This window comes from Mesorhizobium sp. WSM4306 (assembly GCF_007003975.1).
In the GTDB taxonomy this organism is placed as follows: domain Bacteria; phylum Pseudomonadota; class Alphaproteobacteria; order Rhizobiales; family Rhizobiaceae; genus Mesorhizobium.
In genome coordinates this window covers 14284-33472 of the sequence record NZ_VFTC01000020.1, presented here as the reverse complement: position 1 = coordinate 33472, position 19189 = coordinate 14284, and the positions used below count along the sequence as shown (strand labels likewise).

22 protein-coding genes are annotated in these 19189 nt (G+C 63.0%); 14 read left to right on the top strand and 8 right to left on the bottom strand.

Annotated features, from left to right (window positions below; all coding sequences use genetic code 11):
• A complete protein-coding gene (trpB, locus tag FJV77_RS21785; RefSeq protein WP_142868681.1) occupies positions 1-1251 on the bottom strand; it encodes a tryptophan synthase subunit beta in 1251 nt (416 codons plus the stop codon).
• A 28-nt stretch (positions 1252-1279) separates the two neighbouring features.
• Positions 1280-1939 carry a phosphoribosylanthranilate isomerase gene (locus FJV77_RS21780; RefSeq protein ID WP_142868680.1) on the bottom strand — a complete coding sequence of 220 codons (660 nt, stop codon included), beginning with the start codon at positions 1937-1939 and terminating at the stop codon, positions 1280-1282.
• A 110-nt stretch (positions 1940-2049) separates the two neighbouring features.
• On the opposite strand from FJV77_RS21780, the gene FJV77_RS21775 reads away from it, so the two are divergent.
• The gene (locus FJV77_RS21775; RefSeq protein WP_142868679.1) at positions 2050-2268 is read left to right on the top strand and encodes a hypothetical protein; all 219 of its coding nucleotides are present in this window, start codon (positions 2050-2052) and stop codon (positions 2266-2268) included.
• Between the two features lie 66 nt (positions 2269-2334).
• Here FJV77_RS21775 and FJV77_RS21770 read toward each other — a convergent pair whose 3' ends face one another.
• The 4 genes from FJV77_RS21770 to FJV77_RS21755 form a co-directional block, all read right to left on the bottom strand.
• Positions 2335-3093, bottom strand: a complete 759-nt coding sequence (locus FJV77_RS21770) for a M48 family metallopeptidase (protein WP_142868678.1) — start codon at positions 3091-3093, stop codon at positions 2335-2337.
• Between the two features lie 119 nt (positions 3094-3212).
• Positions 3213-3698: a DUF2852 domain-containing protein gene (locus tag FJV77_RS21765; RefSeq protein ID WP_142868677.1), complete on the bottom strand. Its 486-nt coding sequence runs from the start codon at positions 3696-3698 to the stop codon at positions 3213-3215.
• 75 nt (positions 3699-3773) lie between these two features.
• Entirely contained in the window at positions 3774-4958 is a 1185-nt protein-coding gene (locus FJV77_RS21760; RefSeq protein ID WP_142868676.1) for a benzoate/H(+) symporter BenE family transporter, read from the bottom strand.
• A gap of 6 nt (positions 4959-4964) precedes the next feature.
• Complete coding sequence (locus tag FJV77_RS21755; RefSeq protein ID WP_142868675.1) at positions 4965-5735, bottom strand: alpha/beta hydrolase; 771 nt, start codon at positions 5733-5735, stop codon at positions 4965-4967.
• Between the two features lie 233 nt (positions 5736-5968).
• Here FJV77_RS21755 and infC point away from each other — a divergent pair, with 233 nt between their 5' ends.
• From infC to FJV77_RS21715, 8 genes are all read left to right on the top strand, one after another.
• Entirely contained in the window at positions 5969-6505 is a 537-nt protein-coding gene (infC, locus tag FJV77_RS21750) for a translation initiation factor IF-3 (RefSeq protein ID WP_112559872.1), read from the top strand.
• A 245-nt stretch (positions 6506-6750) separates the two neighbouring features.
• Entirely contained in the window at positions 6751-7389 is a 639-nt protein-coding gene (locus FJV77_RS21745; RefSeq protein ID WP_142868674.1) for an isoprenylcysteine carboxylmethyltransferase family protein, read from the top strand.
• Between the two features lie 183 nt (positions 7390-7572).
• The gene (gene rpmI / locus FJV77_RS21740) at positions 7573-7776 is read left to right on the top strand and encodes a 50S ribosomal protein L35 (RefSeq protein ID WP_006201248.1); all 204 of its coding nucleotides are present in this window, start codon (positions 7573-7575) and stop codon (positions 7774-7776) included.
• A gap of 37 nt (positions 7777-7813) precedes the next feature.
• Positions 7814-8215: a 50S ribosomal protein L20 gene (rplT, locus tag FJV77_RS21735; protein ID WP_006201247.1), complete on the top strand. Its 402-nt coding sequence runs from the start codon at positions 7814-7816 to the stop codon at positions 8213-8215.
• A 146-nt stretch (positions 8216-8361) separates the two neighbouring features.
• Positions 8362-9459 carry a phenylalanine--tRNA ligase subunit alpha gene (gene pheS / locus FJV77_RS21730; RefSeq protein ID WP_142868673.1) on the top strand — a complete coding sequence of 366 codons (1098 nt, stop codon included), beginning with the start codon at positions 8362-8364 and terminating at the stop codon, positions 9457-9459.
• The gene (locus FJV77_RS21725; protein WP_142868672.1) at positions 9456-9890 is read left to right on the top strand and encodes a GFA family protein; all 435 of its coding nucleotides are present in this window, start codon (positions 9456-9458) and stop codon (positions 9888-9890) included. The genes pheS and FJV77_RS21725 overlap by 4 nt, the downstream gene beginning before the upstream one ends.
• Entirely contained in the window at positions 9890-12445 is a 2556-nt protein-coding gene (gene ytpR, locus FJV77_RS21720; RefSeq protein ID WP_142868671.1) for a YtpR family tRNA-binding protein, read from the top strand. The genes FJV77_RS21725 and ytpR overlap by 1 nt, the downstream gene beginning before the upstream one ends.
• 39 nt (positions 12446-12484) lie before the next feature.
• Positions 12485-13087: a nucleotidyltransferase family protein gene (locus FJV77_RS21715; RefSeq protein WP_142868670.1), complete on the top strand. Its 603-nt coding sequence runs from the start codon at positions 12485-12487 to the stop codon at positions 13085-13087.
• Positions 13088-13326: 239 nt separating this feature from the next.
• Here the strand turns inward: FJV77_RS21715 and FJV77_RS21705 are convergent, their stop codons facing one another.
• Entirely contained in the window at positions 13327-14322 is a 996-nt protein-coding gene (locus FJV77_RS21705) for an aldo/keto reductase (RefSeq protein WP_142868669.1), read from the bottom strand.
• Between the two features lie 96 nt (positions 14323-14418).
• Here FJV77_RS21705 and FJV77_RS21700 point away from each other — a divergent pair, with 96 nt between their 5' ends.
• The 4 genes from FJV77_RS21700 (at position 14419) to FJV77_RS21685 (ending at position 18065) form a co-directional block, all read left to right on the top strand.
• A complete protein-coding gene (locus FJV77_RS21700; protein WP_142868668.1) occupies positions 14419-15318 on the top strand; it encodes a LysR family transcriptional regulator in 900 nt (299 codons plus the stop codon).
• Between the two features lie 236 nt (positions 15319-15554).
• Positions 15555-16130 (top strand): cytochrome b, encoded by a 576-nt coding sequence (locus FJV77_RS21695; RefSeq protein WP_142868667.1) that lies wholly within the window; start codon positions 15555-15557, stop codon positions 16128-16130.
• 66 nt (positions 16131-16196) lie between these two features.
• Positions 16197-16772, top strand: a complete 576-nt coding sequence (locus tag FJV77_RS21690) for a YceI family protein (protein ID WP_142868666.1) — start codon at positions 16197-16199, stop codon at positions 16770-16772.
• A gap of 306 nt (positions 16773-17078) precedes the next feature.
• Complete coding sequence (locus FJV77_RS21685) at positions 17079-18065, top strand: Gfo/Idh/MocA family oxidoreductase (protein ID WP_142868665.1); 987 nt, start codon at positions 17079-17081, stop codon at positions 18063-18065.
• A gap of 268 nt (positions 18066-18333) precedes the next feature.
• Here the strand turns inward: FJV77_RS21685 and FJV77_RS21675 are convergent, their stop codons facing one another.
• Positions 18334-18699, bottom strand: a complete 366-nt coding sequence (locus FJV77_RS21675) for a VOC family protein (protein WP_142868664.1) — start codon at positions 18697-18699, stop codon at positions 18334-18336.
• A gap of 150 nt (positions 18700-18849) precedes the next feature.
• Here FJV77_RS21675 and FJV77_RS21670 point away from each other — a divergent pair, with 150 nt between their 5' ends.
• Positions 18850-19158 (top strand): hypothetical protein, encoded by a 309-nt coding sequence (locus tag FJV77_RS21670; protein ID WP_246691332.1) that lies wholly within the window; start codon positions 18850-18852, stop codon positions 19156-19158.
• The last annotated feature ends 31 nt before the right edge of the window (positions 19159-19189 follow it).

Genomic DNA, 19189 nt, shown 5'->3' with positions numbered 1-19189 from the left:
TCAGATCTCCATGCCCAGCATCGAGGCCACCGTGTGCACATCCTTGTCGCCACGCCCCGACAGGTTGACGATGACGATCTGGTCCTTGTCCATGGCGGGCACGATTTTCACCGCATGGGCGATGGCGTGCGCGGATTCCAGCGCCGGGATGATCCCTTCGACACGCGTCGTCAGCTTGAAGGCTTCCAGCGCCTCGTCATCGAGGATCGGCACGTATTCGACGCGGCCGCTGTCACGCAGCCAGGAATGCTCGGGGCCGACGCCGGGATAGTCGAGGCCGGCCGAGATCGAATGGCCGTCCAGGATCTGGCCGTCGGCATTCTGCAGGAGATAGGTGCGGTTGCCGTGCAGCACACCGGGCGCGCCGGCGTTCATCGAGGCGCAATGCTCGATGCCGTCGAGGCCGCGGCCGCCGGCTTCGATACCGATGATGTGGACTTCCTTGTCGTCGAGGAAGGGATGGAACAGGCCGATGGCGTTGGAGCCGCCGCCGACAGCGGCAATGATGGTGTCCGGCAACCGGCCTTCCTGCTCGAGTATCTGGGCGCGCGCTTCGATGCCGATCACCGACTGGAAGTCTCGCACCAGTTCCGGATAGGGATGCGGGCCGGCGGCAGTGCCGATGAGGTAATAGGTGTCCTCGACATTGGTCACCCAATCTCGAAGGGCTTCGTTCATGGCGTCCTTCAGCGTGCCGTGGCCGGCGGTGACCGGACGCACTTCGGCGCCGAGCAGCTTCATGCGGAAGACGTTGGGGCTTTGCCGAGCGACGTCGGTGGCGCCCATATAGACCACGCAGGGGAAGCCGAAACGCGCCGCGACGGTGGCAGCGGCCACGCCGTGCTGGCCGGCGCCGGTCTCGGCGATGATACGCTTCTTGCCCATCCGCTTGGCCAGCAGGATCTGACCGAGGCAATTGTTGATCTTGTGCGAACCGGTGTGGTTCAGGTCCTCGCGCTTGAAATAGACCTTGGCGCCGCCCCCGAGGCCCTTCGCCGAGGAAACCTCACGAAGATGCTTCGTCAGCCCTTCGGCGAAATAGAGTTTCGACGGCCGCCCGGCATAGTGTGTCGACAGATCGGTCAGCTCGGCCTTGAAGTCCGGATCGTTCTTGACCTCGTTCCAGTGCCGTTCGAGATCGAGGATCAGCGGCATCAGCGTCTCGGCGACGAAGCGGCCGCCGAAAATGCCGAACATGCCCTGCTCGTCGGGTCCGGTGCGGAAGGAATTGGGTGTCGCCGGCTGGTCCATCGCCGATCTCCTGGTTCGAAAGAATTATTCAGGCGGCGCGGTCGTCGCGCGCGGCCCTGACGGCCCGGAAAAACTGCTCGATCAGCGCCGGATCCTTGACGCCCGGAGCGCTTTCCACGCCCGACGAAATGTCTATTGCGGGCGGATTGGCTGACCTCAAGGCGTCGCCGATATTGGCGGCGTTGAGCCCACCGGAAAGCATGTAATCGAGCCCGGCGTCAAGGCCGGCCAGAATGCGCCAGTCGAAGGCAACACCATTGCCGCCCGGCAGTTGCGATCCTTTTGGCGGCTTGGCATCGAACATGAAACGGTCGGCAATGCCGATGAAAGGCTTTAACCTGTCGAGATCGGCGGCCTCGCTGACGGAAAAAACCTTCACCACCGGCAGGCCGTAGCGGCCTTTCACTTCGGCCACCCGCGCGGGCGTTTCAGCGCCATGCAGCTGCAGCATGTCGGGGCGCATCTTTTCGACAATCTCGTCCAGAAACGCGTCATCGGCATCGACCGTGACCGCAACCGCCTTGGCCTTGCCGATCGCCGCCTGGCGCAGGCGGCCGGCTTCCGCCGGCTCGACATAGCGCGGGCTCTTGGCAAAGAAGATGAAGCCGACATGGCTGGCGCCGCCGGCCAATGCCGCGGCCATTGCCTCATCGGTCTTCAACCCGCAGATCTTGATGTCGAGCGCCATGGCGCGGGGATTGGCACGAAAAGCGCCGAGAGTCGAGAAAAAGCGTGCTGTTTGCCACTCGGGCGGAACGCGCTACCTTCTTCTGAAGCAATGCAGGCGGGAGCAAGATCATGGCAGACGAAACCGTCGCCCAACTCAAGCAGAAGATGGCGCAGGCGCGCGAGGTGATCGCGCATCTGATGGACAAGGCGGCCTTCAACGGCGCCGAGGCGCACCGGGCGCTGGATTATTTCGGCAGCGATGCGTTCGAGCGGAATTTCCTGCCATGGCCGCGCCATGGCGACGAGGGCTTGCGGCCGGAGGAGTTGAATGCGGCGAATGACGATTGATTACTTCTAGGGCGGGCCAACCACACCTTGAGATGGCTATGCCAATCCCAAACTTGCGCTAGCGGCTCAATCGAACACGATCGCCTGCAGCGCACCGCCATTGCGCTTCAGCCAGTCCTTGCAGCGGTCGGTGTCGGGGCAGAGCTGTTCGCACAGTTTCCAGAATTTCGGGCCGTGGTTCATCTCCTTGAGATGCGCCACTTCATGCGCGACGAGGTAGTTTATCACCGGTGTCGGCGCCATCATGATGCGCCAGGAGAAGGACAGGTTGCCTTCGGAGGTGCAGGAGCCCCAGCGACTCGACGTGTCCTTGAAGCGGATCGCCTTGGCGCGCTTGCCGAGCGCCTCGGTGTGCTTGACCACCAGCTTCTCGATCTCCTTCTTGGCCTCGCGCTTGAGGAAATCGGCGATGCGGCGCGGCAGATGGATGCGCTCGCCATGCACGATCAGCAGCGGGCCGCGCTCGTCGCGCGACAAGGAAACAGTGCCGCGCTTCGACGGTTCATGGACGATGCGATGCGCCACGCCGCGGATCGGGACCTTTATGCCGGGGCGCACCTGCGGCCGTGTCGGCACCTTGGCCAGCCGCTGCTCCAGCCAGTCCTGGTGGCGATGCAGGAACTTTTCCACCTCGCCGCGTCGCAGGCCCGGCGGCACGGTGATGCGCAGGCCCTGGCCGCCGGAATCGATGCGCAGCGTCAGCCGCCGTGCCCGGGCGCTCTCGACGATCCTGAGCGGCAGCGTGCGGCCGGCAACGACATGCTCTCGCTCTTCGACGGGCGAGGACTTTGGTTTGGCCAGGTTGCGAAAGAAGCCGAAGGACATGGCTGAACGATACGCGATTCGAGGAAAACGACCAGTAGAGGGAACGCGAAAAGAGAACAAAAAAGAAACGGCGCCGCTTGCGCGACGCCGTCTGTCATGCCGAGACCTGTCGCAGGATCTCAGTCGTCAAGCAGGTTCGGGCCCTTGCGCTTGGGGGTCGCGGGCTTGGTCGCTTCGGTCGTGCCCGTGGTCGTCGGTGCCGTCGACTTGTTGCGTTTGGCCATGAAGCGGTCGAACTCGTCCTGGTCCTTGGCGCGGCGCAATTCGCGGGCATAGTCGTCGAATTCGCTCAGCATCTCGTCGAGTTTGCGGCGCTCTTCGGCGAGGCGTTCGAGTTCCTTCTCGCGCCAGTCGTCGAAAGCGACGTTGCCGGTGCGAGCCGAACCATGGCCCCAACGCGCGGCCTTGTCGGAACCGCGGCGGCAGCCGGCGAAGATGCCGTCGGTGGCGCGGTTGACGTCGCGCTTGAAGCCGTCAAGCCGGTCGCCCCAGATGATGTAGGCGAGCATGGCGAAGCCAAGCGGCCAGAACACCATGAAGCCGATCACCATCAGCGCGATGGTCGCCGGCGTCCAGGCCGGGCGGATCAATGCGGATGTGTTCATTTTCTCCCATTCCTTCGGTTGGAGACAGCCAAGAACGGCTGCGTGGATTCGAGATGGGATGGAGAAATCGGCGATTCAAGACAATGTCCGCCAAAACCGGACAAGGGGCTGAAATGATTGTCGCTTTTTGAGCGATTCGAGGAAAAGCACGACCAGGCCGGCGACCAGGCCCCAGAAGGCGGCGCCGACGCCGAACAAGGTCAGCCCTGAAGCGGTGACCACGAAGGTCAGCGTGGCGGCCATGCGCTCGCTTTCTTCCTTGAGCGCGATCGACAGCGCGTTGGCGAGCGAGCCCATCAGCGCCAGGCCGGCGACCAGCACGATCAGGCTCTGCGGCAGCACGGCAAAGATCGCCACCAGCGAGGCGCCGAAAATCGCGAAGACAAGATAGGCGAGCGCATAGAACGGGCCGGTCTTCCAGCGCTCGGCGGGATCGGGATGGACATCCGGCCCGGTGCAGATCGCCGCCGAGATCGCCGCCAGATTGGTGGTCGAGCCGCCAAACGGCGCCGACAGCAGCGAGAACAGGCCGGTGACGCCGATCAGCGGGCCAGGTTCGGGGTGATAGCCGGCGGCGCGCAGCACGGCGAGGCCCGACAGATTTTGCGAAGCCATGGTGACGAGGTAGAGTGGCAGCGCCAGGCCGATGATAGCCGCGGCGCTGAAATGCGGCGCAATCAGCGTCAATGTCGACAGTTCCGGCGCCGGCAGGCCGCCGACACGGCCGGTGAGGAAGGCGGCAATGCCGCCGCCGATCAGCACCGCCAGCACCGACAGCGCCGGGTCGAACAGGCGGATGACGAAGAAGGCCGCAATCAGCGGCAGGATCAGCCACGGGTCGACGGGAATGGTTTTGATGGCATTGAACGCGAAGGTGACGACAATGCCGGCCAGCATGCCTGAGGCGACAGAGGCTGGTATTTTGGCGATCAGTTGGGTCAGGGGCTTGAACAGGCCGGTGGCGATCAACAGGATGCCGGTGACGATGAAGGCACCAACCGCATCGGCCATGGTAAAGCGGCTCGATGCCGCCATCAGCGCCAGGCCCGGGGTCGACCAGGCGGTGATGATGGGCATCTTCGTGCGCCAGGACAGCCACAGGCACTCGATCGCCATCGCCAGGCACAGCGCCGTCACCCAGCTCGCGGTCTCGGCCTGGGTGGCGCCAACCGCCTTGGCGGCGGCAATGACGACGGCCAGCGTGCCGCCGAAGCCGACGATTGCCGCGACAAAGGCGGATATCGGGATGGAAATGCGCATTCTTGCCTAACCCGCCCGCCGGACCATGTCGCCCACGGCCCTCAGCAGCATGTCGAGGTCCTGCGGCCGCGACAGGCGATGATCGCCATCGGGGATGAGCGACAAAGTGACGTCGTCGGCCGGCAGCAGGGAGACCAACTTCAGCGCATGGCTTGCCGGCACGTCGGCATCGGCCAGACCCTGCAGAATGTGGACAGGGCAATGGGTGTCGATCGGCCCGGTCATGACGCGGTTAGCCCTGCCGTCCTCGATCAGCGCGCGTGTGTAGATGTAAGGCTCGGCGGAGTAGTCTGACGGTTCCTCGAAGAAACCCTTCTTCTTGAGGTCGCGCTTTTGCGCTGCAGTCAGCGCCGGCTCGACCAGCTCGTTGGTGAAATCCGGCGCCGGCGCCAGGAGCACCAAGCCAACGATCGTGCTGTCACCCGCCTTGCGCAGCTCCTGCACCATGCGCAACGCAATCCAGGCGCCCATCGAGGAGCCGACCAAGATCTGCTTGCCCTTGGTGAAACGCCGGAAGACGGCGAGGCTCTCGCCGAGCCATTTCGAGATGGTGCCGTCGGCAAAGGCGCCGCCGGATTCGCCATGGCCGGAATAGTCATGACGCAGGAAAGCTCGGCCTTCGCCGGCTGCCCAATCAGACAGCGTCTGCGCCTTCGTGCCCAGCATGTCGGATTTGTAGCCGCCGAGCCAGGCGATGCCGGGCGTCGCGCCCGCCTCATGGCGCACCGCAATGCTCGTTCCCTCGACATCCAGCAGGGTTGGGGTGGTCGCGGTCATGGCGATCTGGCAATCCTGGTTGTGGGGCCTGATTTTCCTCGCCGGTCTTTTGGCACAGGCAAAGGCGAGGCGGAAAGTGCCCGCTATATCCTTTGTTTGGTGCAGGCCCGCGTTCAGGGTGATTTTCCGTTGGCGCTGTGCTATTGACTCCGCCCGCGCGCTCACCACATTGGCGCGTCCTGAATATTTCTAGATTTGAAACCCTGAACGAAACGGCCAAGGAGACCACGACCATTCGCAGACCTTTCAAAGCAGCGGCGCCCACCAAGGATGGCCCGCGCTCCAACCGTGATATCCGGGTTCCCCGGGTCCAGCTCATCGACGCCGAAGGCCAGAACCGAGGCGATGTCTCCATCAACGACGCATTGCTGCTCGCCGAAGAGGCCGGGCTCGATCTGGTCGAGATATCGCCCAACGCGGTGCCGCCCGTCGTAAAAATCCTCGATCTCGGCAAACTGAAATACGCCAACCAGAAGAAGGCGGCCGAAGCGCGCAAGAACCAGAAGGTCATCGAGATCAAGGAGATCAAGATGCGCCCGAACATCGACAGCCATGACTACGAGACCAAGATGAAGGCCGTGCGGCGCTTCTTCGAGGAAGGCGACAAGGTCAAGCTGACGCTGCGCTTCCGCGGCCGCGAAATGGCGCATATGGAACTCGGCATGCAGCTTCTGAACAAGGTGCGCGAGGAAGTGTCGACCATCGCCAAGGTCGAAGCCGAACCGAAGCTCGAAGGCCGCCAGATGATGATGGTGCTGGCGCCGCGCTAGAGCGGTTCATCGTTTCATGGAAACGGCGAAACGCTCTATCTCTTTGTTTTGAAGCAATTCCGGACGGAAAACCGTTTCACACTTTTCCTGGAATTGCTTTGGATCACGTTCTGGTCAGGCGTGGGTGTCGCGCTCTAAATCCGCCTGAATCATGGCCCACGGCGTCCCGGCGATCGGCGGGACGCCTGTTTTCTTGGCAGACGCTGCGATCGCCGGCGAAGCTTTTCCACGATCGGATTCCCGACATGGCCAATGAAATCAATCCTGCGCCGGTCAAGGAGTTGGGCGGTTACCAGCACATGCGCAGGATGGTGCTTGCCGTGCTGGTGGTGGTGCTGTTTGCCGCACTGCTGTTCGGCCAGTCGACTTTTCCGCCGGAGACCCCGGTGCACGAGACGCTCGAGATGTTCGGCGTGCTGTTGATCTTCCTCGGCGTTATCGGCCGCTTGTGGTCGACACTTTATATCGGCGGCCGCAAATCCTCCGAAGTGGTGACCGGCGGGCCCTATTCGATCACCCGCAACCCGCTCTATGTATTTTCGACTGTCGCGGCAGCCGGCGTCGGAGCGCAGATCGGCTCGTTCTCCGGCATCATCCTGTTTGCGCTTTTGTGCGCCGGCGCCTTCCACATCGTCATCCTGCGAGAAGAGAAATATCTCAAGCAAGTGCTCGGCGCCCCTTACCAGGCCTATCTGGAGCGAGTGCCGCGCTTCTTTCCCAAACTGTCGCTCTACCAGGAAGGCGATACCGGCAGCTTCAAGCCGCGGCTTTTGCTGACCACCTTGCTGGATGGGCTGGTGTTTCTGGTGGCGCTGCCAGTGTTCGAGACCATCGACGGCGCTCAACAGTCGGGTATTCTGCCGGTATTATTCCGGCTGCCTTGATATCGGACAGAGCGTCGCAGCCCTTCGGGTGTTGCGCGCGCGCCTGCTTTGACGTATAGGACCGCGTTCCAAAAAAACCGCCCGGCAGGGCATGCCGTGGCGGTTTCATTTGCTTTTCGGGCTTTTGGTCCGCCCGAAGCGAACAAGAAGCGCGATTGTGCGCCACCAATACGGAGTAGCAAAATGCCCAAGATGAAGACCAAATCGGCCGCCAAGAAGCGGTTCAAGATCACAGGTACAGGTAAAGTCCTGTCGGCTGCGGCCGGCAAGCGTCACGGCATGATCAAGCGTTCCAACAAGTTCATTCGAAATGCCCGCGGCACGATGGTTCTGGCTGAACCGGACGGCAAGAAGGTCATCAAGAATTTTCTGCCGAACGGCCTCTGAGCATTCGGTCGGAACAGCGTTTTAAGGAGATCATGACATGGCACGCGTAAAAAGAGGCGTCACCTCGCACGCCAAGCACAAGAAGGTCCTGAAAGCCGCCAAGGGCTTCTACGGCCGCCGCAAGAACACCATCCGCATCGCCAAGCAGGCGGTGGAGAAGTCGCTGCAGTACGCTTACCGCGACCGCAAGAACCGCAAGCGCTCGTTCCGCGCGCTGTGGATCCAGCGCATCAACGCCGCGACCCATGAGCATGGCCTGACCTATGGCCGCTTCATCGACGGCCTCAACAAGGCAGGCATCGAAATCGATCGCAAGATCCTGTCCGACATGGCCATCCACGAGCCGCAGGCATTCGCCGCGCTGGTCGCCAAGGCCAAGGTCGCGCTCGAATATTTGAAGAACACCACGCCGAATGCTTTTGAAAGCGCTGTCGCCTAAGACCAGCGCTTCCCAAGCATACGCAATTCTGATTTGGGGAACCCGCGCTGGCACGGCTGGCGCGGGTTTTTCTTATGCCCGATGTAACCAAAATGGCGACGATGGAACCGAAATGGTGTCAGTCGCCCGATCGAGAGAGCTTCGCCGTGAACGCCACTGTTGGAAATCTTGAAGCCTTGGAAGGCTCGTTGCTTGCCGACATCGCGGCGGCCGCGGACGAGGCCGCGATCGAGGCGGTGCGCGTCTCGGCGCTGGGCAAGAAGGGCTCCGTCTCCGAAATGCTGAAGACGCTGGGCGCCATGAGCGCGGAGGAGCGCCAGGTGAACGGGCCGGCGATCAACGGGCTGAAGAACCGCGTCACCGAGGCGCTCACCCAGCGCAAGGCGGAACTGAAGGATGTGGCGATAGCCGCACGTCTCGAGGCCGAGAAGGTCGACGTCACGCTCCCCGTGCGCCAGTCGCCGGCCGAGCGCGGCCGCATCCATCCGATCAGCCAGGTCATCGACGAGATCGCGGCGATCTTCGGCGATCTCGGCTTCGCCATTGCCGAAGGGCCTGATGTCGAGAGCGACTATTACAATTTCACCGCGCTGAATTTCCCCGAGGGGCATCCGGCGCGCGAAATGCACGACACCTTCTTCTTCCAGCCAGACGAGAAGGGCGAGCGCAAGCTGTTGCGCACCCATACCTCGCCCGTGCAGATCCGCACCATGGAGAAGCAGAAGCCGCCGATCCGCATCGTTATCCCCGGCAAGACCTACCGGCAGGATTCGGACGCCACCCACTCGCCGATGTTCCATCAGGTCGAGGGGCTGGTGATCAACAAGACGGCCAATGTCGCCAACATGAAGTGGGTGCTGGAAGAGTTCTGCAAGGCGTTCTTCGAGGTGCCGCAGGTGAAGATGCGCTTCCGGCCGTCCTTCTTCCCGTTCACCGAGCCAAGCCTCGAGGTCGACATCCAGTGCGACCGCTCGCGGCCGGGCGAAGTGCGCTTCGGTGAAGGCACCGACTGGATGGAGATCCTCGGCTGCGGCATGGTGCATCCCAATGTGCTGCGCGCCGGCGGGCTCGATCCCGACGAGTATCAGGGCTTTGCCTGGGGCATGGGCATCGACCGCATCGCCATGCTGAAATACGGCATGCCGGACTTGCGCGCCTTCTTCGACGCCGATGTGCGCTGGCTGTCGCATTACGGCTTCCGCCCGCTCGACATGCCGACGCTGTTCGGAGGTCTGTCCGCATGACGGCGCCGCACGTCGGCGGCTGCCGCTGCGGCGCGGTGCGGTTCGAGGCGTCGGTCGAACCGCACCATGTCAGCTATTGCCATTGCGGCGATTGCCGGCGGGCGAGCGGCGCGCCGGTATCGGCCTTTGTCGGCTTCATGACCCATCAGGTCGCCTTCACTGGCAAAGCGCTGAAGATGTACGAGAACGGGCCGGTGACACGCTCGTTCTGCGGCATCTGCGGCTCGCCCATCGCCTATGTCGACGAGCGGCTGGAAGACCACATCTATTTCATGCTCGGCGCCATGGACATGCCGGCCTATTTCAAACCGACGCACCATGCCCATGTGCGCGAGCAGCTGCCTTTCCTGCACATGCCCGACGATTTGCCGCGCCATTTGAAGACAAGCGTGCCCCGACCCGATGGGCAAAGACAAAACGGAACACAGTGATGAAACTCACCCTCTCCTGGCTCAAGGATCATCTGGAGACCGACGCCACGCTTAGCGAAATCGTCGAGCGGCTGACCTCGATCGGCCTCGAAGTCGAGCATGTCGACGACAAGGCCAGCCTGAAGCCATTCGTCATCGCCAAGGTGCTGACGGCTGTGCAGCATCCTGACGCCGACCGGCTGCGGGTGCTGACGGTCGATACCGGTGACGGCAAGCCGCCTGTCCAGGTGGTGTGCGGCGCGCCGAATGCCCGCGCCGGCCTGATCGGCGCTTTCGCAGCGCCCGGCACCTATGTGCCCGGCATCGATGTGACACTGACGGTCGGCAAGATCCGCGGCGTCGAAAGCCACGGCATGATGTGCTCCGAGCGCGAGCTGGAATTGTCGGATGAGCATAATGGCATCATCGACCTGCCTGAGGATGCGCCAGTCGGCACCAGCTTCGCCACCTATGCGCATCTCGACGATCCGGTGATCGAGATCAACCTGACGCCGAACCGGCCGGACGCGACAAGCGTCTACGGGATTGCCAGGGACCTCGCGGCAAGCGGCCTCGGCACACTGAAAAGTGCTGAGATCGAAGCGATCCCCGGCCAAGGCGAGACGCCGGTCAAGGTGACGATCGAGGCGCCGGAGCTTTGCCCCGGTTTCGCCTTGCGGCTCGTGCGTGGCGTCAAGAACGGCCCCTCGCCGAAATGGCTGCAGCAGAGGTTGATTGCCATTGGGCTGAGGCCAATCAGTGCGCTGGTCGACATCACCAACTATGTCACCTTCGACCGTGGCCGGCCGCTGCATGTGTTCGATGCGAAAAAAGTTGCCGGCAATCTCGTCGTGCGCCGCGCGAAAATTCTTTACCAATGGCAAAATACGCAAATGGACAGAGCCCAGTTTGCTGAATTTCAGCAAGATGGCCGCCAGATAGAGTTGTTAAGTGATTGGCGCAACGAACCAGGCATCAAACAAGAAATTGCTGACGTTCGCTATGCGGTTGCCGATCCTGAAACAGTTCAGGGCCTGGATGGCCGCATTTACAGCCTCCTGCCCGACATGTGCGTGATCGCCGACGACAATGGTGTCGAATCGATCGCCGGCGTCATGGGCGGCGAGCATTCGGGCTGCGATGAAAACACCACCGATGTGCTGATCGAATCCGCACTTTGGGACCCAATCACCACGGCGCGCACCGGCCGCACGCTCGGTATCATTACCGACGCGCGCTACCGCTTCGAGCGCGGCGTCGACCCGGAGTTCATGGTGCCGGGCGTCGAGCTGGCGACCAAGCTGGTGCTGGAGTTCTGCGGCGGCGAGCCGACGGAAACCGAGGTCGTCGGCTACGCCGGGCACAAACCGAAGATCGTTGCCTTCCCGCTGTCGGAAGTGAAGCGGCTGACCGGCATCGAAGTGCCCAAGGCGGAAAGCCTCGACATCCTGTCGCGCCTCGGCTTCAAGCCACAGGGCTCCGGCGACGTCGTCGATGTCGCGGTGCCGTCCTGGCGCCCGGATGTCGACGGCAAAGCCGACCTGGTTGAGGAAGTCATGCGCATCCACGGCGTCGACAACATCGCGCCGCAGCCGCTTGGCGCGCACGATGCAGTCAATTCCAAAATCCTGACCACGCTGCAGGTGCGCACCCGCACGGCCAAGCGCTCGCTCGCCGTGCGCGGCATGCTGGAGGCCGTCACCTGGTCGTTCATCCCGGCCAGGCACGCCGAACTGTTCGGCGGCGGCCAGACCGTTTTGAAGCTCGCCAATCCGATCGCCGCCGACATGTCGGATATGCGGCCCTCGCTGCTGCCCGGGCTGATGTCGGCCGCACAGCGCAACGCCGACAAGGGCATTGGCGATGTGGCGCTGTTCGAGGTCTCCGGCACCTATGAGGGCGACGGCCCCGACCAGCAGCGGCGCGTTGCCGCCGGTGTGCGACGCGGCACCGCCAAACTCGACGGCTCCGGTCGCAGCTGGGCCGGCAATTCCGGCGCCGTCGGCGTGTTCGACGCCAAGGCCGATGCGATTGCGGCCCTCGAAGCCTGCGGCGCGCCGGTCGACCGGCTGCAGATCGAGCCCGGCGGCCCGGCCTGGTACCATCCCGGCCGCTCCGGCACGATCAAGCTCGGACCAAAGACGGTGCTCGGCACATTCGGCGAGTTCCACCCGAAGACGCTGGAGGCGCTCGACGTTTCCGGGCCGATCTGCGGCTTCGAAGTCTATATCGACGCCGTGCCCGAGCCAAAGGCCAAGCCGACGAAAACCAAGCCGAAGCTGGAGCTCTCCTCCTTCCAGACGGTGAAGCGTGACTTTGCCTTCGTCGTCGACAAGACGGTGGAAGCCGGCACCCTGGTGCGCGCAGCACTCGCCGCCGACAAGAAGCTGGTGTCAGGCGTTTCGGTGTTCGACGTCTTCGAAGGCGCATCGCTCGGGGCCGCCAAGAAGTCGATCGCCATCGAAGTGTCGATCCAGCCTGTCGAAAAGACGCTGACCGACGAGGATTTCGAGGCGCTGGCCAAGCGCATCGTCGACAATGTCGGCAAGCAGACGGGCGGCGTGCTGAGGACGTAGAGGATTGCGGAGCGATGGCGAATCGCCCTCCAAAGGGCGATGAACCATCTCCGCTATTCCGGCCTTCCCTTCGAGGAACAGCGCGCGGCCTTTCTTGCCATCGTGTCGGCTGACCCGCTGGTTCGCGACGCGCTGGCGCGGGCTCGTACGCTCAACCTGCCGGACTGGCTGGTGGTCTCCGGCGCGCTCTATAACAGCGTCTGGAACCATCTGACCGGCAAGCCATCGGGTTACGGCATCAGGGATGTCGACCTGTTCTATTTCGAGGACAGCGACCTGTCCTATGAGGCCGAAGATGCAGTGATCCGCCGGGCGGCGCAGCATTTCGAGGGACTGGCGCTGCCGGTCGAAGTGCGCAACCAGGCGCGGGTGCATTTGTGGTACCCGCAGAAGTTTGGGCAGGAGTGCCCGCGCTATACAAGCTCCAGCGAACCCATCAGCTATTTTGCCTCGAAGACGCATGCGGTCGGCGTTCGATACGATGCTGACGGGCAGCTGGAGCTGGTAGCGCCGTTCGGGCTGGACGATCTGTTTTCGTTTCGGATTACACCCAGCCGGTTGATGGACAATAGGAAGACGCATGAGGCGAAGGGGGCGCGGGCGAAGGCGTACTGGCCGGAGATTACTGTGGAGCCTTGGTGAGAGCAGACACCTTTGATGTCGCGGGACAGCACCCCCCTCTGTCCTGCCGGACATCTCCCCCACAAGGAGGGAGATCAGCAGTTTTGGCGCTGCGCCCTTCCTGCAACGCTGGCGATTAGCGAAAGCGGCGATGACAGCCAATCTCCCCCCAAGTGGGGGAGATGTCCGGTAGGACAGAGGGGGGCGCCACGCGCTGACCTCTGGATACGATTGGCCGAGGCGCCCTCGTTTCCTCAGGATCACCCATTCACCAGCGCCAGCAATTCCTCCGTGTAGCGCTTGCCGACCACCTTGTCCGGCGACAGCGCATCGCCAATGGCCGCCACTTCAGCCGCGCTCAGCTCGATGCTTGCCGCCGCCGTGTTCTGCTCGAGATGGCGGATTTTCCGCGCGCCGGGGATCGGCACGATGAAATCGCCCTGGTGCAACACCCAGGCCAGCGCCAGTTGCGCCGAGGTCACGCCTTTTTCCGCCGCCAGCTTTTCCAGCGTGGCAATAACCTTGGCGTTGGCCGCCATGGCGTCGGCCTGGAAGCGTGGCAAGGTGCGGCGCCAGTCGTCGTCGCTCAACGCCTCGGGTTTGGCTATGGTGCCGGTGAGCAGGCCCCGGCCGAGCGGGCTGTAGGGGACGAAGCCGATTCCGAATTCGCGGCAGACATCGAACACCTCGTCCTCCGGATCACGGCTCCACAGCGAATATTCGCTCTGGACGGCAGCGATCGGATGCACGGCATGCGCCCGGCGGATGGTAGCGGCACTGACCTCCGAAAGGCCCAGCGCCCGCACCTTGCCTTCGCGCACCAGCTCGGCCATGGCGCCGACCGTATCCTCGATCGGCACGTTGGGGTCGACACGGTGCTGGTAGTAGAGATCGATCACATCGGTTTCGAGCCGCTTCAGCGAGGCTTCCGCTACCGCCTTGACGTGTTCCGGGCGACTGTCGACGCCGACTATGCGCTCGACGCCCGAGCCTTCCTCGGAAATCTTGAAGCCGAATTTGGTGGCGATCGTCACCTTGTCGCGCACCGGCTTCAGCGCCTTGCCGAGAAGGATCTCGTTCTCGAAGGGGCCGTAGACTTCGGCCGTGTCGAAGAAGGTGACGCCAATGTCGACGGCGCGGCGCAGCGTGGCGATTGCGTCGGCCTCTGCCTGACCGCCATAGGCGAAGCTCATGCCCATGCAGCCGAGGCCAACGGGATAGACCTTCAATTCTGCTCCTAGCTTGCGGGTTTGCATCACGTGTCTCCTTGTTGCGATGCGGCTGAGGTAATGCCTTGAACCATGTTCGATAATCGCCTCTTATTCGTACGGGCTGTTCCAAGAGATAGATCAATGAATCGTGCTCATCTTTCGCAACTGGCGGTGCTGGCCACCGTCGCCCAATGCGGCAGCTTTCGCGGCGCCGCCAGGGAACTGGCCATAGCGCCCTCGGCCGTCAGCCATGCGGTATCCAGCCTGGAGGCACGGCTCGGCGTGCGGCTCTTGGCGCGCAGCACGCGTAGCGTCGCGCCGACGGAAGAAGGCGCGCAGTTGCTGGAGCGGCTGCGGCCGGCACTGTCGGAGATCGACCTGGCGCTGGAAACAGCGATCGAGGCGCGCGACCGGCCGGCCGGCAATCTGCGGCTGACCGTGCCGCGCACCGCGGCCCACCTTACGCTGACGCCCAGACTCGGCGCCTTTGCATCGGCCTATCCCGACATCGTGCTGGAAATCGTCATCGAGGACCGCTTCACCGATGTCGTCGAAGGCGGTTTCGACGCCGGCGTGCGCCTCGGCGAGAGCCTGCAGCGCGATATGATCGCGGTGCGCATAGGACCAGACCTTCGCGGCGCCGTCGTCGGCGCGCCGTCCTATTTCGCGACCATGCCCAGACCACGGCATCCGCGCGATCTTGCCGATCACCGCTGCATCCGCTTCCGTTTTTCCAGCGGCATTCTCTACCGCTGGGAATTCGAAAAGGATGGCGAAGAGATCGACTTCGCCGCTCAAGGGCCGCTGATCCTCGACGAAGACCATCTGATCGCCCAGGCAGCGGTCGACGGCGCCGGGCTCGCCTTTGTCTTCGACGATTATGTGCGGGCGCCGCTCGCCGACGGCCGGCTGATACGCGTGCTGGAAGATTGGTGCCCGCCCTTCGACGGTTTCTTCGTCTACTATCCCAGCCGCCGCCAGATGCGCCCGGCGCTCAGGGCTTTTGTGGATTTCTTCAAGGGTGAGAAGTGGTCCGCGTAGCGGACGAAAAGCCAATTGCTTGGCTTTTCGAACTTCGAACGCCCTGAGCCTGCGAAGGGCCAGGCTGACAATTAGCGCGCCCGGCCGGGTCCCCGCTGCTTCGCAGCGGCGTTCGCCGGCCTTTCATCGTGCCACTGGCACGATGAATTCGCCTTTGGCGAACCGGCTGCTCACCCCCACAAGGAGGAGGGTAAGGCGCGCCGGAAGAAAGCCCATCTGCCATTCGTTTATCTGCCATGCAGGCCATCACCAACAGCACAACCCGCTACGGCTGGGCGGCGATCATCCTTCACTGGCTGATCGGCATCATCTTCATTGGCCAGTTCGTACTCGGCTTCGTCATGGTGCGATTGACCAGCCAGCGCACCGCCTTCGAGCTCATCCAGCTGCACAAATCCTTCGGCTTCCTGCTGCTCGGTCTCATCATCCTGCGCATCGCCTGGCGGCTCGGCAACGCGGCGCCGGCACTGCCGGCCTCGACCGGAGCGCTTGAGCGTCGCACCGCGCCGCTGGTGCATCTGGCGCTTTATGCCTTCCAGCTCGCACTGCCTTTGTCCGGATGGGCGCTGGTTTCGGTGTCGATGCTGGAGATCCCCAGCATGCCGTTCAACCTGTTCGTGATGCCGAACCTGCCGCTCGGCCTGTCCGACGCGGCGGAAAACTTCTGGGCAGCCGTACACTGGTATCTCGCCTATGCCGGCATTGCGCTGGTCGTGCTGCATGCGCTGGCGGCGCTGCGCCATCATTTCTGGCTGCGCGACAACGTGCTCACGCGCATGATCACGCCTTCGTCAGCGCCCGACATGGAATAGGGCGCGCCGCGTATTCGTTCATGGAGGAAAGACGCAGGACTTTGCCTGCCCAGAAGGACAAAACCCATGTATGCGCGCATCTTCGGATTGGCGGCTATGGCCGCTTGCCTTGCCATGCCTGTCTTGGCCGCGGTCGACCTTAACGACGCAGCCGGCAGCTATACGGTCAACCCGGTCAGCTCCAGCATCCGCTTTTCCATCGGCAAGGTCGGCGGCGGCGGGCTCAACGGCGCCTTTGGCCGGTTCAAGGGCTCGATCCGTATCGACAACAGCGATGTCGGGCGTTCGCAGGTCAATTTCACCATCTATCCCGAAAGCGTCGGCACAGGCCAGGGCCGCATCGATGCCTTCCTGCGCTCCGACGCGGTGTTCGATGCCGCCAACAATCCGGAAATCCAGTTCCGCTCGACCAGCGTGACGCGCACCAGCGACACCACGGCGCTGGTCAGCGGCCGGCTGACGGCGCGCGGCAAGACGTTTGCGGAAAAGTTCACCGCCGAGCTCGGCGGGCTGAAGGGCGGCACGATCAAATTCCACGTCACCGGCAAGGTGCTGCGCTCGCGCTACGGCATGGATGTCGGCACGCCGATCTATTCCAACATCGTCGATTTCGACATGACGCTGACGGGCAAGAAGGGCTGAGCCGTTGCAGAACTTGGGTTCCTCGCCCCCGCGGAGCGGGGGAGAGGTGGCTCGGCGAAGCCGGGACGGAGAGGGGGACGTTCGCGACGGCAGAGCCCTCCGAGGTTTTGGGCGATCATGAAGCGAAGCATACGGGGCGCTTGAATTGGCAAGCCCCGGCACTCTACGAAGACCCCTCTCCGTGCCGGCTTCGCCGGGCCACCTCTCCCCACTTCGTGGGGCGAGGAACTAGCGCCAGTAGGCAATTGGCTTTTCCCCCAATTTCGGGCAAACCTCCTCGCCTGTAAAACCGACAGGAGAAGGCAGATGTTCCGATGGGGTGTTTTGTCGACGGCCAAGATCGGCCGCGAGCAATTGTTGCCGGCAATCGTCGAGGCCGAGAATGGCGTTTTGTCGGCGATCGCCAGCCGCGACCTGTCGAAGGCCAAGGCCTTGGGCGAGCGTTTCGGCGCCCGCCACGCTTTCGGCTCCTATGAGGAACTGCTGGCTTCCAAAGAGGTCGACGGCGTCTACATTCCACTGCCGACCTCGCAGCATGTCGAATGGACCGCCAAGGCGATCGAAGCGGGCAAGCATGTGCTGGTGGAAAAGCCGCTGGCGCTCGACGCCAAGGACATCGCCCCGCTGATCAAGCTGCGCGATCAGAAGAAGGTGCTAGTCTGCGAAGCGTTCATGGTCATCTACCACCCGCAATGGATCAAGGTCCGCGACCTCATCGCCGACGGTGCCATCGGCCGGCTGCGCCATGTGCAGGGCGCGTTCTCCTACTACAATGTCGACCCCACCAACATGCGCAACCAGCTCGATCTCGGCGGCGGCGCGCTGCCCGATATCGGCGTCTATCCGACCGTCTCGACGCGGTTTTCGACCGGCAAGGAGCCTAGCCGAGTGCAGGCTACGATCGAGCGTGACAAAAAATTCGGGACCGATATCTATTCCTCGATCCGCGCCGATTTCGGCGATTTCGAACTGTCCTTCTACCTGTCGACGCAGATGGCGGCGCGGCAGGTGATGGTATTCCACGGCGAGAAGGGTTTCATTGAGGTGTTTTCGCCGTTCAATGCCGGGCTCTACGACCACCACCGCATCGAATTGCACAACCAGAACCACACCGAGGCGCAGGTGTTCCGCTTTCCCGGCACGCAGCAATATCGGCGCGAGGTCGAGACCTTTGCCAGGGCGGCCGAGGGCGGCAAGGAGCGCGTCTTCACGCTGGAGGAATCCGTGCTCAACCAGAAGGTCATCGACGCCATCTTCCGCGCCGGCGGCAAGGAAGGCTGGGAGGCCGTCTGATACAGCAATGTTAGCCGGTTAATTTCATTAGAGAAGAACTTGCCGCGCGTGTCGTAGGCGACCACCGTGTAGCGGTCGGCGAGATGGTGCGCGACATCGGAAAAGACGCCGGCGTCCTGCGGCCGCCGGGGTGATCAACAGCACGGGGCCGGAGCCGCGCGTCTCGAAATAGAGGCTGGCGCCCGGTACTTTCAGCGTCGACGATTGGGGGTCATGTCCATCTCTCCTGTTGCTCTCACATCAAAGTTCGGCTTTGCGCCGGTCCCGATCATTTGCTGGCGACAACCATGCGGTTGCCCTCGCTGTCGCGGAACTCGGCTACCGTGCGGCCCGGCTGCCATGGCGCCTCCTGCGGCTCGGTGATGATTTCGACGCCGCGCGCCTTCAACGCGGCAACGGTTGCCTCGACATTGTCGTCGACCAGCACCATCACGGGTTCAGCGCTCGGCGCGTCATCGGCGCGCCTGATGAAATGCAAATTGGTGACCGCGAAGGGGAGCGCCAGTTCGATCCAACGCCAGCCGCTGTCGCCCATCGGCTGGTCGGCTATGAGCTGGCAGGCAAGGTGCTCGGTGTAGAAGGCCTTGGCGCGGTCTTGGTCAAACACCGGCAACTCCGCAAACTGGATGTGCATGATGGGACTCTCCTGCTCCTCGATGGCTGCCGCGCAGCCGTCCACGGGGAAAGACGATCCGGGCGATCGAAAAGATTCACGGCGGCGGAGAATCTTTTCGAGGCCGCGAAACGTCTTCTCCATGCAGACTTGAAAAACAGGAGACGACACATGGGCAATAATCTCATCCGCTATGGCGTGAAGGATGAAAGCATCGCCGAGAACCGTATGCTGGTTGCAAAGGTGTTCGAGGCGCTCGACGAAACGAAGCCGCAATCCGTGCGCTACCTCGTGCTGGAACTGGAGAATGGCGAGTTCGTCCATCTTGTCAGTCAGGACGGCGACGGCCTGACCGGGCTCGCCGCCTTCAAGGCTTTCGGCGCCGATCATGCCGCGCGACGCTCCACGCCGCTTGCCAGATCGCCGGCAAAGATCGTCGGCAACTATCGTATGCTGGCCGGCGAGGTCGTGCCGGCTTGAGTGCAAAGACCGGCATTTTGGGAATGGACAG

Bases quoted from the DNA above. Each gene is read 5' to 3' on its own strand.
- FJV77_RS21700 (WP_142868668.1), top strand. From the start codon at position 14,419: ATGAATCGTGCTCATCTTTCGCAACTGGCGGTGCTGGCCACCGTCGCC.
- FJV77_RS21705 (WP_142868669.1), bottom strand. From the start codon at position 14,322: ATGCAAACCCGCAAGCTAGGAGCAGAATTGAAGGTCTATCCCGTTGGC.
- trpB (WP_142868681.1), bottom strand. From the start codon at position 1,251: ATGGACCAGCCGGCGACACCCAATTCCTTCCGCACCGGACCCGACGAG.
- FJV77_RS21725 (WP_142868672.1), top strand. From the start codon at position 9,456: ATGACGGCGCCGCACGTCGGCGGCTGCCGCTGCGGCGCGGTGCGGTTC.
- FJV77_RS21670 (WP_246691332.1), top strand. From the start codon at position 18,850: ATGGGCAATAATCTCATCCGCTATGGCGTGAAGGATGAAAGCATCGCC.
- ytpR (WP_142868671.1), top strand. From the start codon at position 9,890: ATGAAACTCACCCTCTCCTGGCTCAAGGATCATCTGGAGACCGACGCC.
- FJV77_RS21715 (WP_142868670.1), top strand. From the start codon at position 12,485: ATGAACCATCTCCGCTATTCCGGCCTTCCCTTCGAGGAACAGCGCGCG.
- FJV77_RS21755 (WP_142868675.1), bottom strand. From the start codon at position 5,735: ATGACCGCGACCACCCCAACCCTGCTGGATGTCGAGGGAACGAGCATT.
- FJV77_RS21695 (WP_142868667.1), top strand. From the start codon at position 15,555: ATGCAGGCCATCACCAACAGCACAACCCGCTACGGCTGGGCGGCGATC.
- FJV77_RS21675 (WP_142868664.1), bottom strand. From the start codon at position 18,699: ATGCACATCCAGTTTGCGGAGTTGCCGGTGTTTGACCAAGACCGCGCC.
- FJV77_RS21765 (WP_142868677.1), bottom strand. From the start codon at position 3,698: ATGAACACATCCGCATTGATCCGCCCGGCCTGGACGCCGGCGACCATC.
- FJV77_RS21745 (WP_142868674.1), top strand. From the start codon at position 6,751: ATGGCCAATGAAATCAATCCTGCGCCGGTCAAGGAGTTGGGCGGTTAC.
- FJV77_RS21685 (WP_142868665.1), top strand. From the start codon at position 17,079: ATGTTCCGATGGGGTGTTTTGTCGACGGCCAAGATCGGCCGCGAGCAA.
- FJV77_RS21770 (WP_142868678.1), bottom strand. From the start codon at position 3,093: ATGTCCTTCGGCTTCTTTCGCAACCTGGCCAAACCAAAGTCCTCGCCC.
- FJV77_RS21690 (WP_142868666.1), top strand. From the start codon at position 16,197: ATGTATGCGCGCATCTTCGGATTGGCGGCTATGGCCGCTTGCCTTGCC.
- FJV77_RS21775 (WP_142868679.1), top strand. From the start codon at position 2,050: ATGGCAGACGAAACCGTCGCCCAACTCAAGCAGAAGATGGCGCAGGCG.
- rplT (WP_006201247.1), top strand. From the start codon at position 7,814: ATGGCACGCGTAAAAAGAGGCGTCACCTCGCACGCCAAGCACAAGAAG.
- FJV77_RS21760 (WP_142868676.1), bottom strand. From the start codon at position 4,958: ATGCGCATTTCCATCCCGATATCCGCCTTTGTCGCGGCAATCGTCGGC.
- FJV77_RS21780 (WP_142868680.1), bottom strand. From the start codon at position 1,939: ATGGCGCTCGACATCAAGATCTGCGGGTTGAAGACCGATGAGGCAATG.
- rpmI (WP_006201248.1), top strand. From the start codon at position 7,573: ATGCCCAAGATGAAGACCAAATCGGCCGCCAAGAAGCGGTTCAAGATC.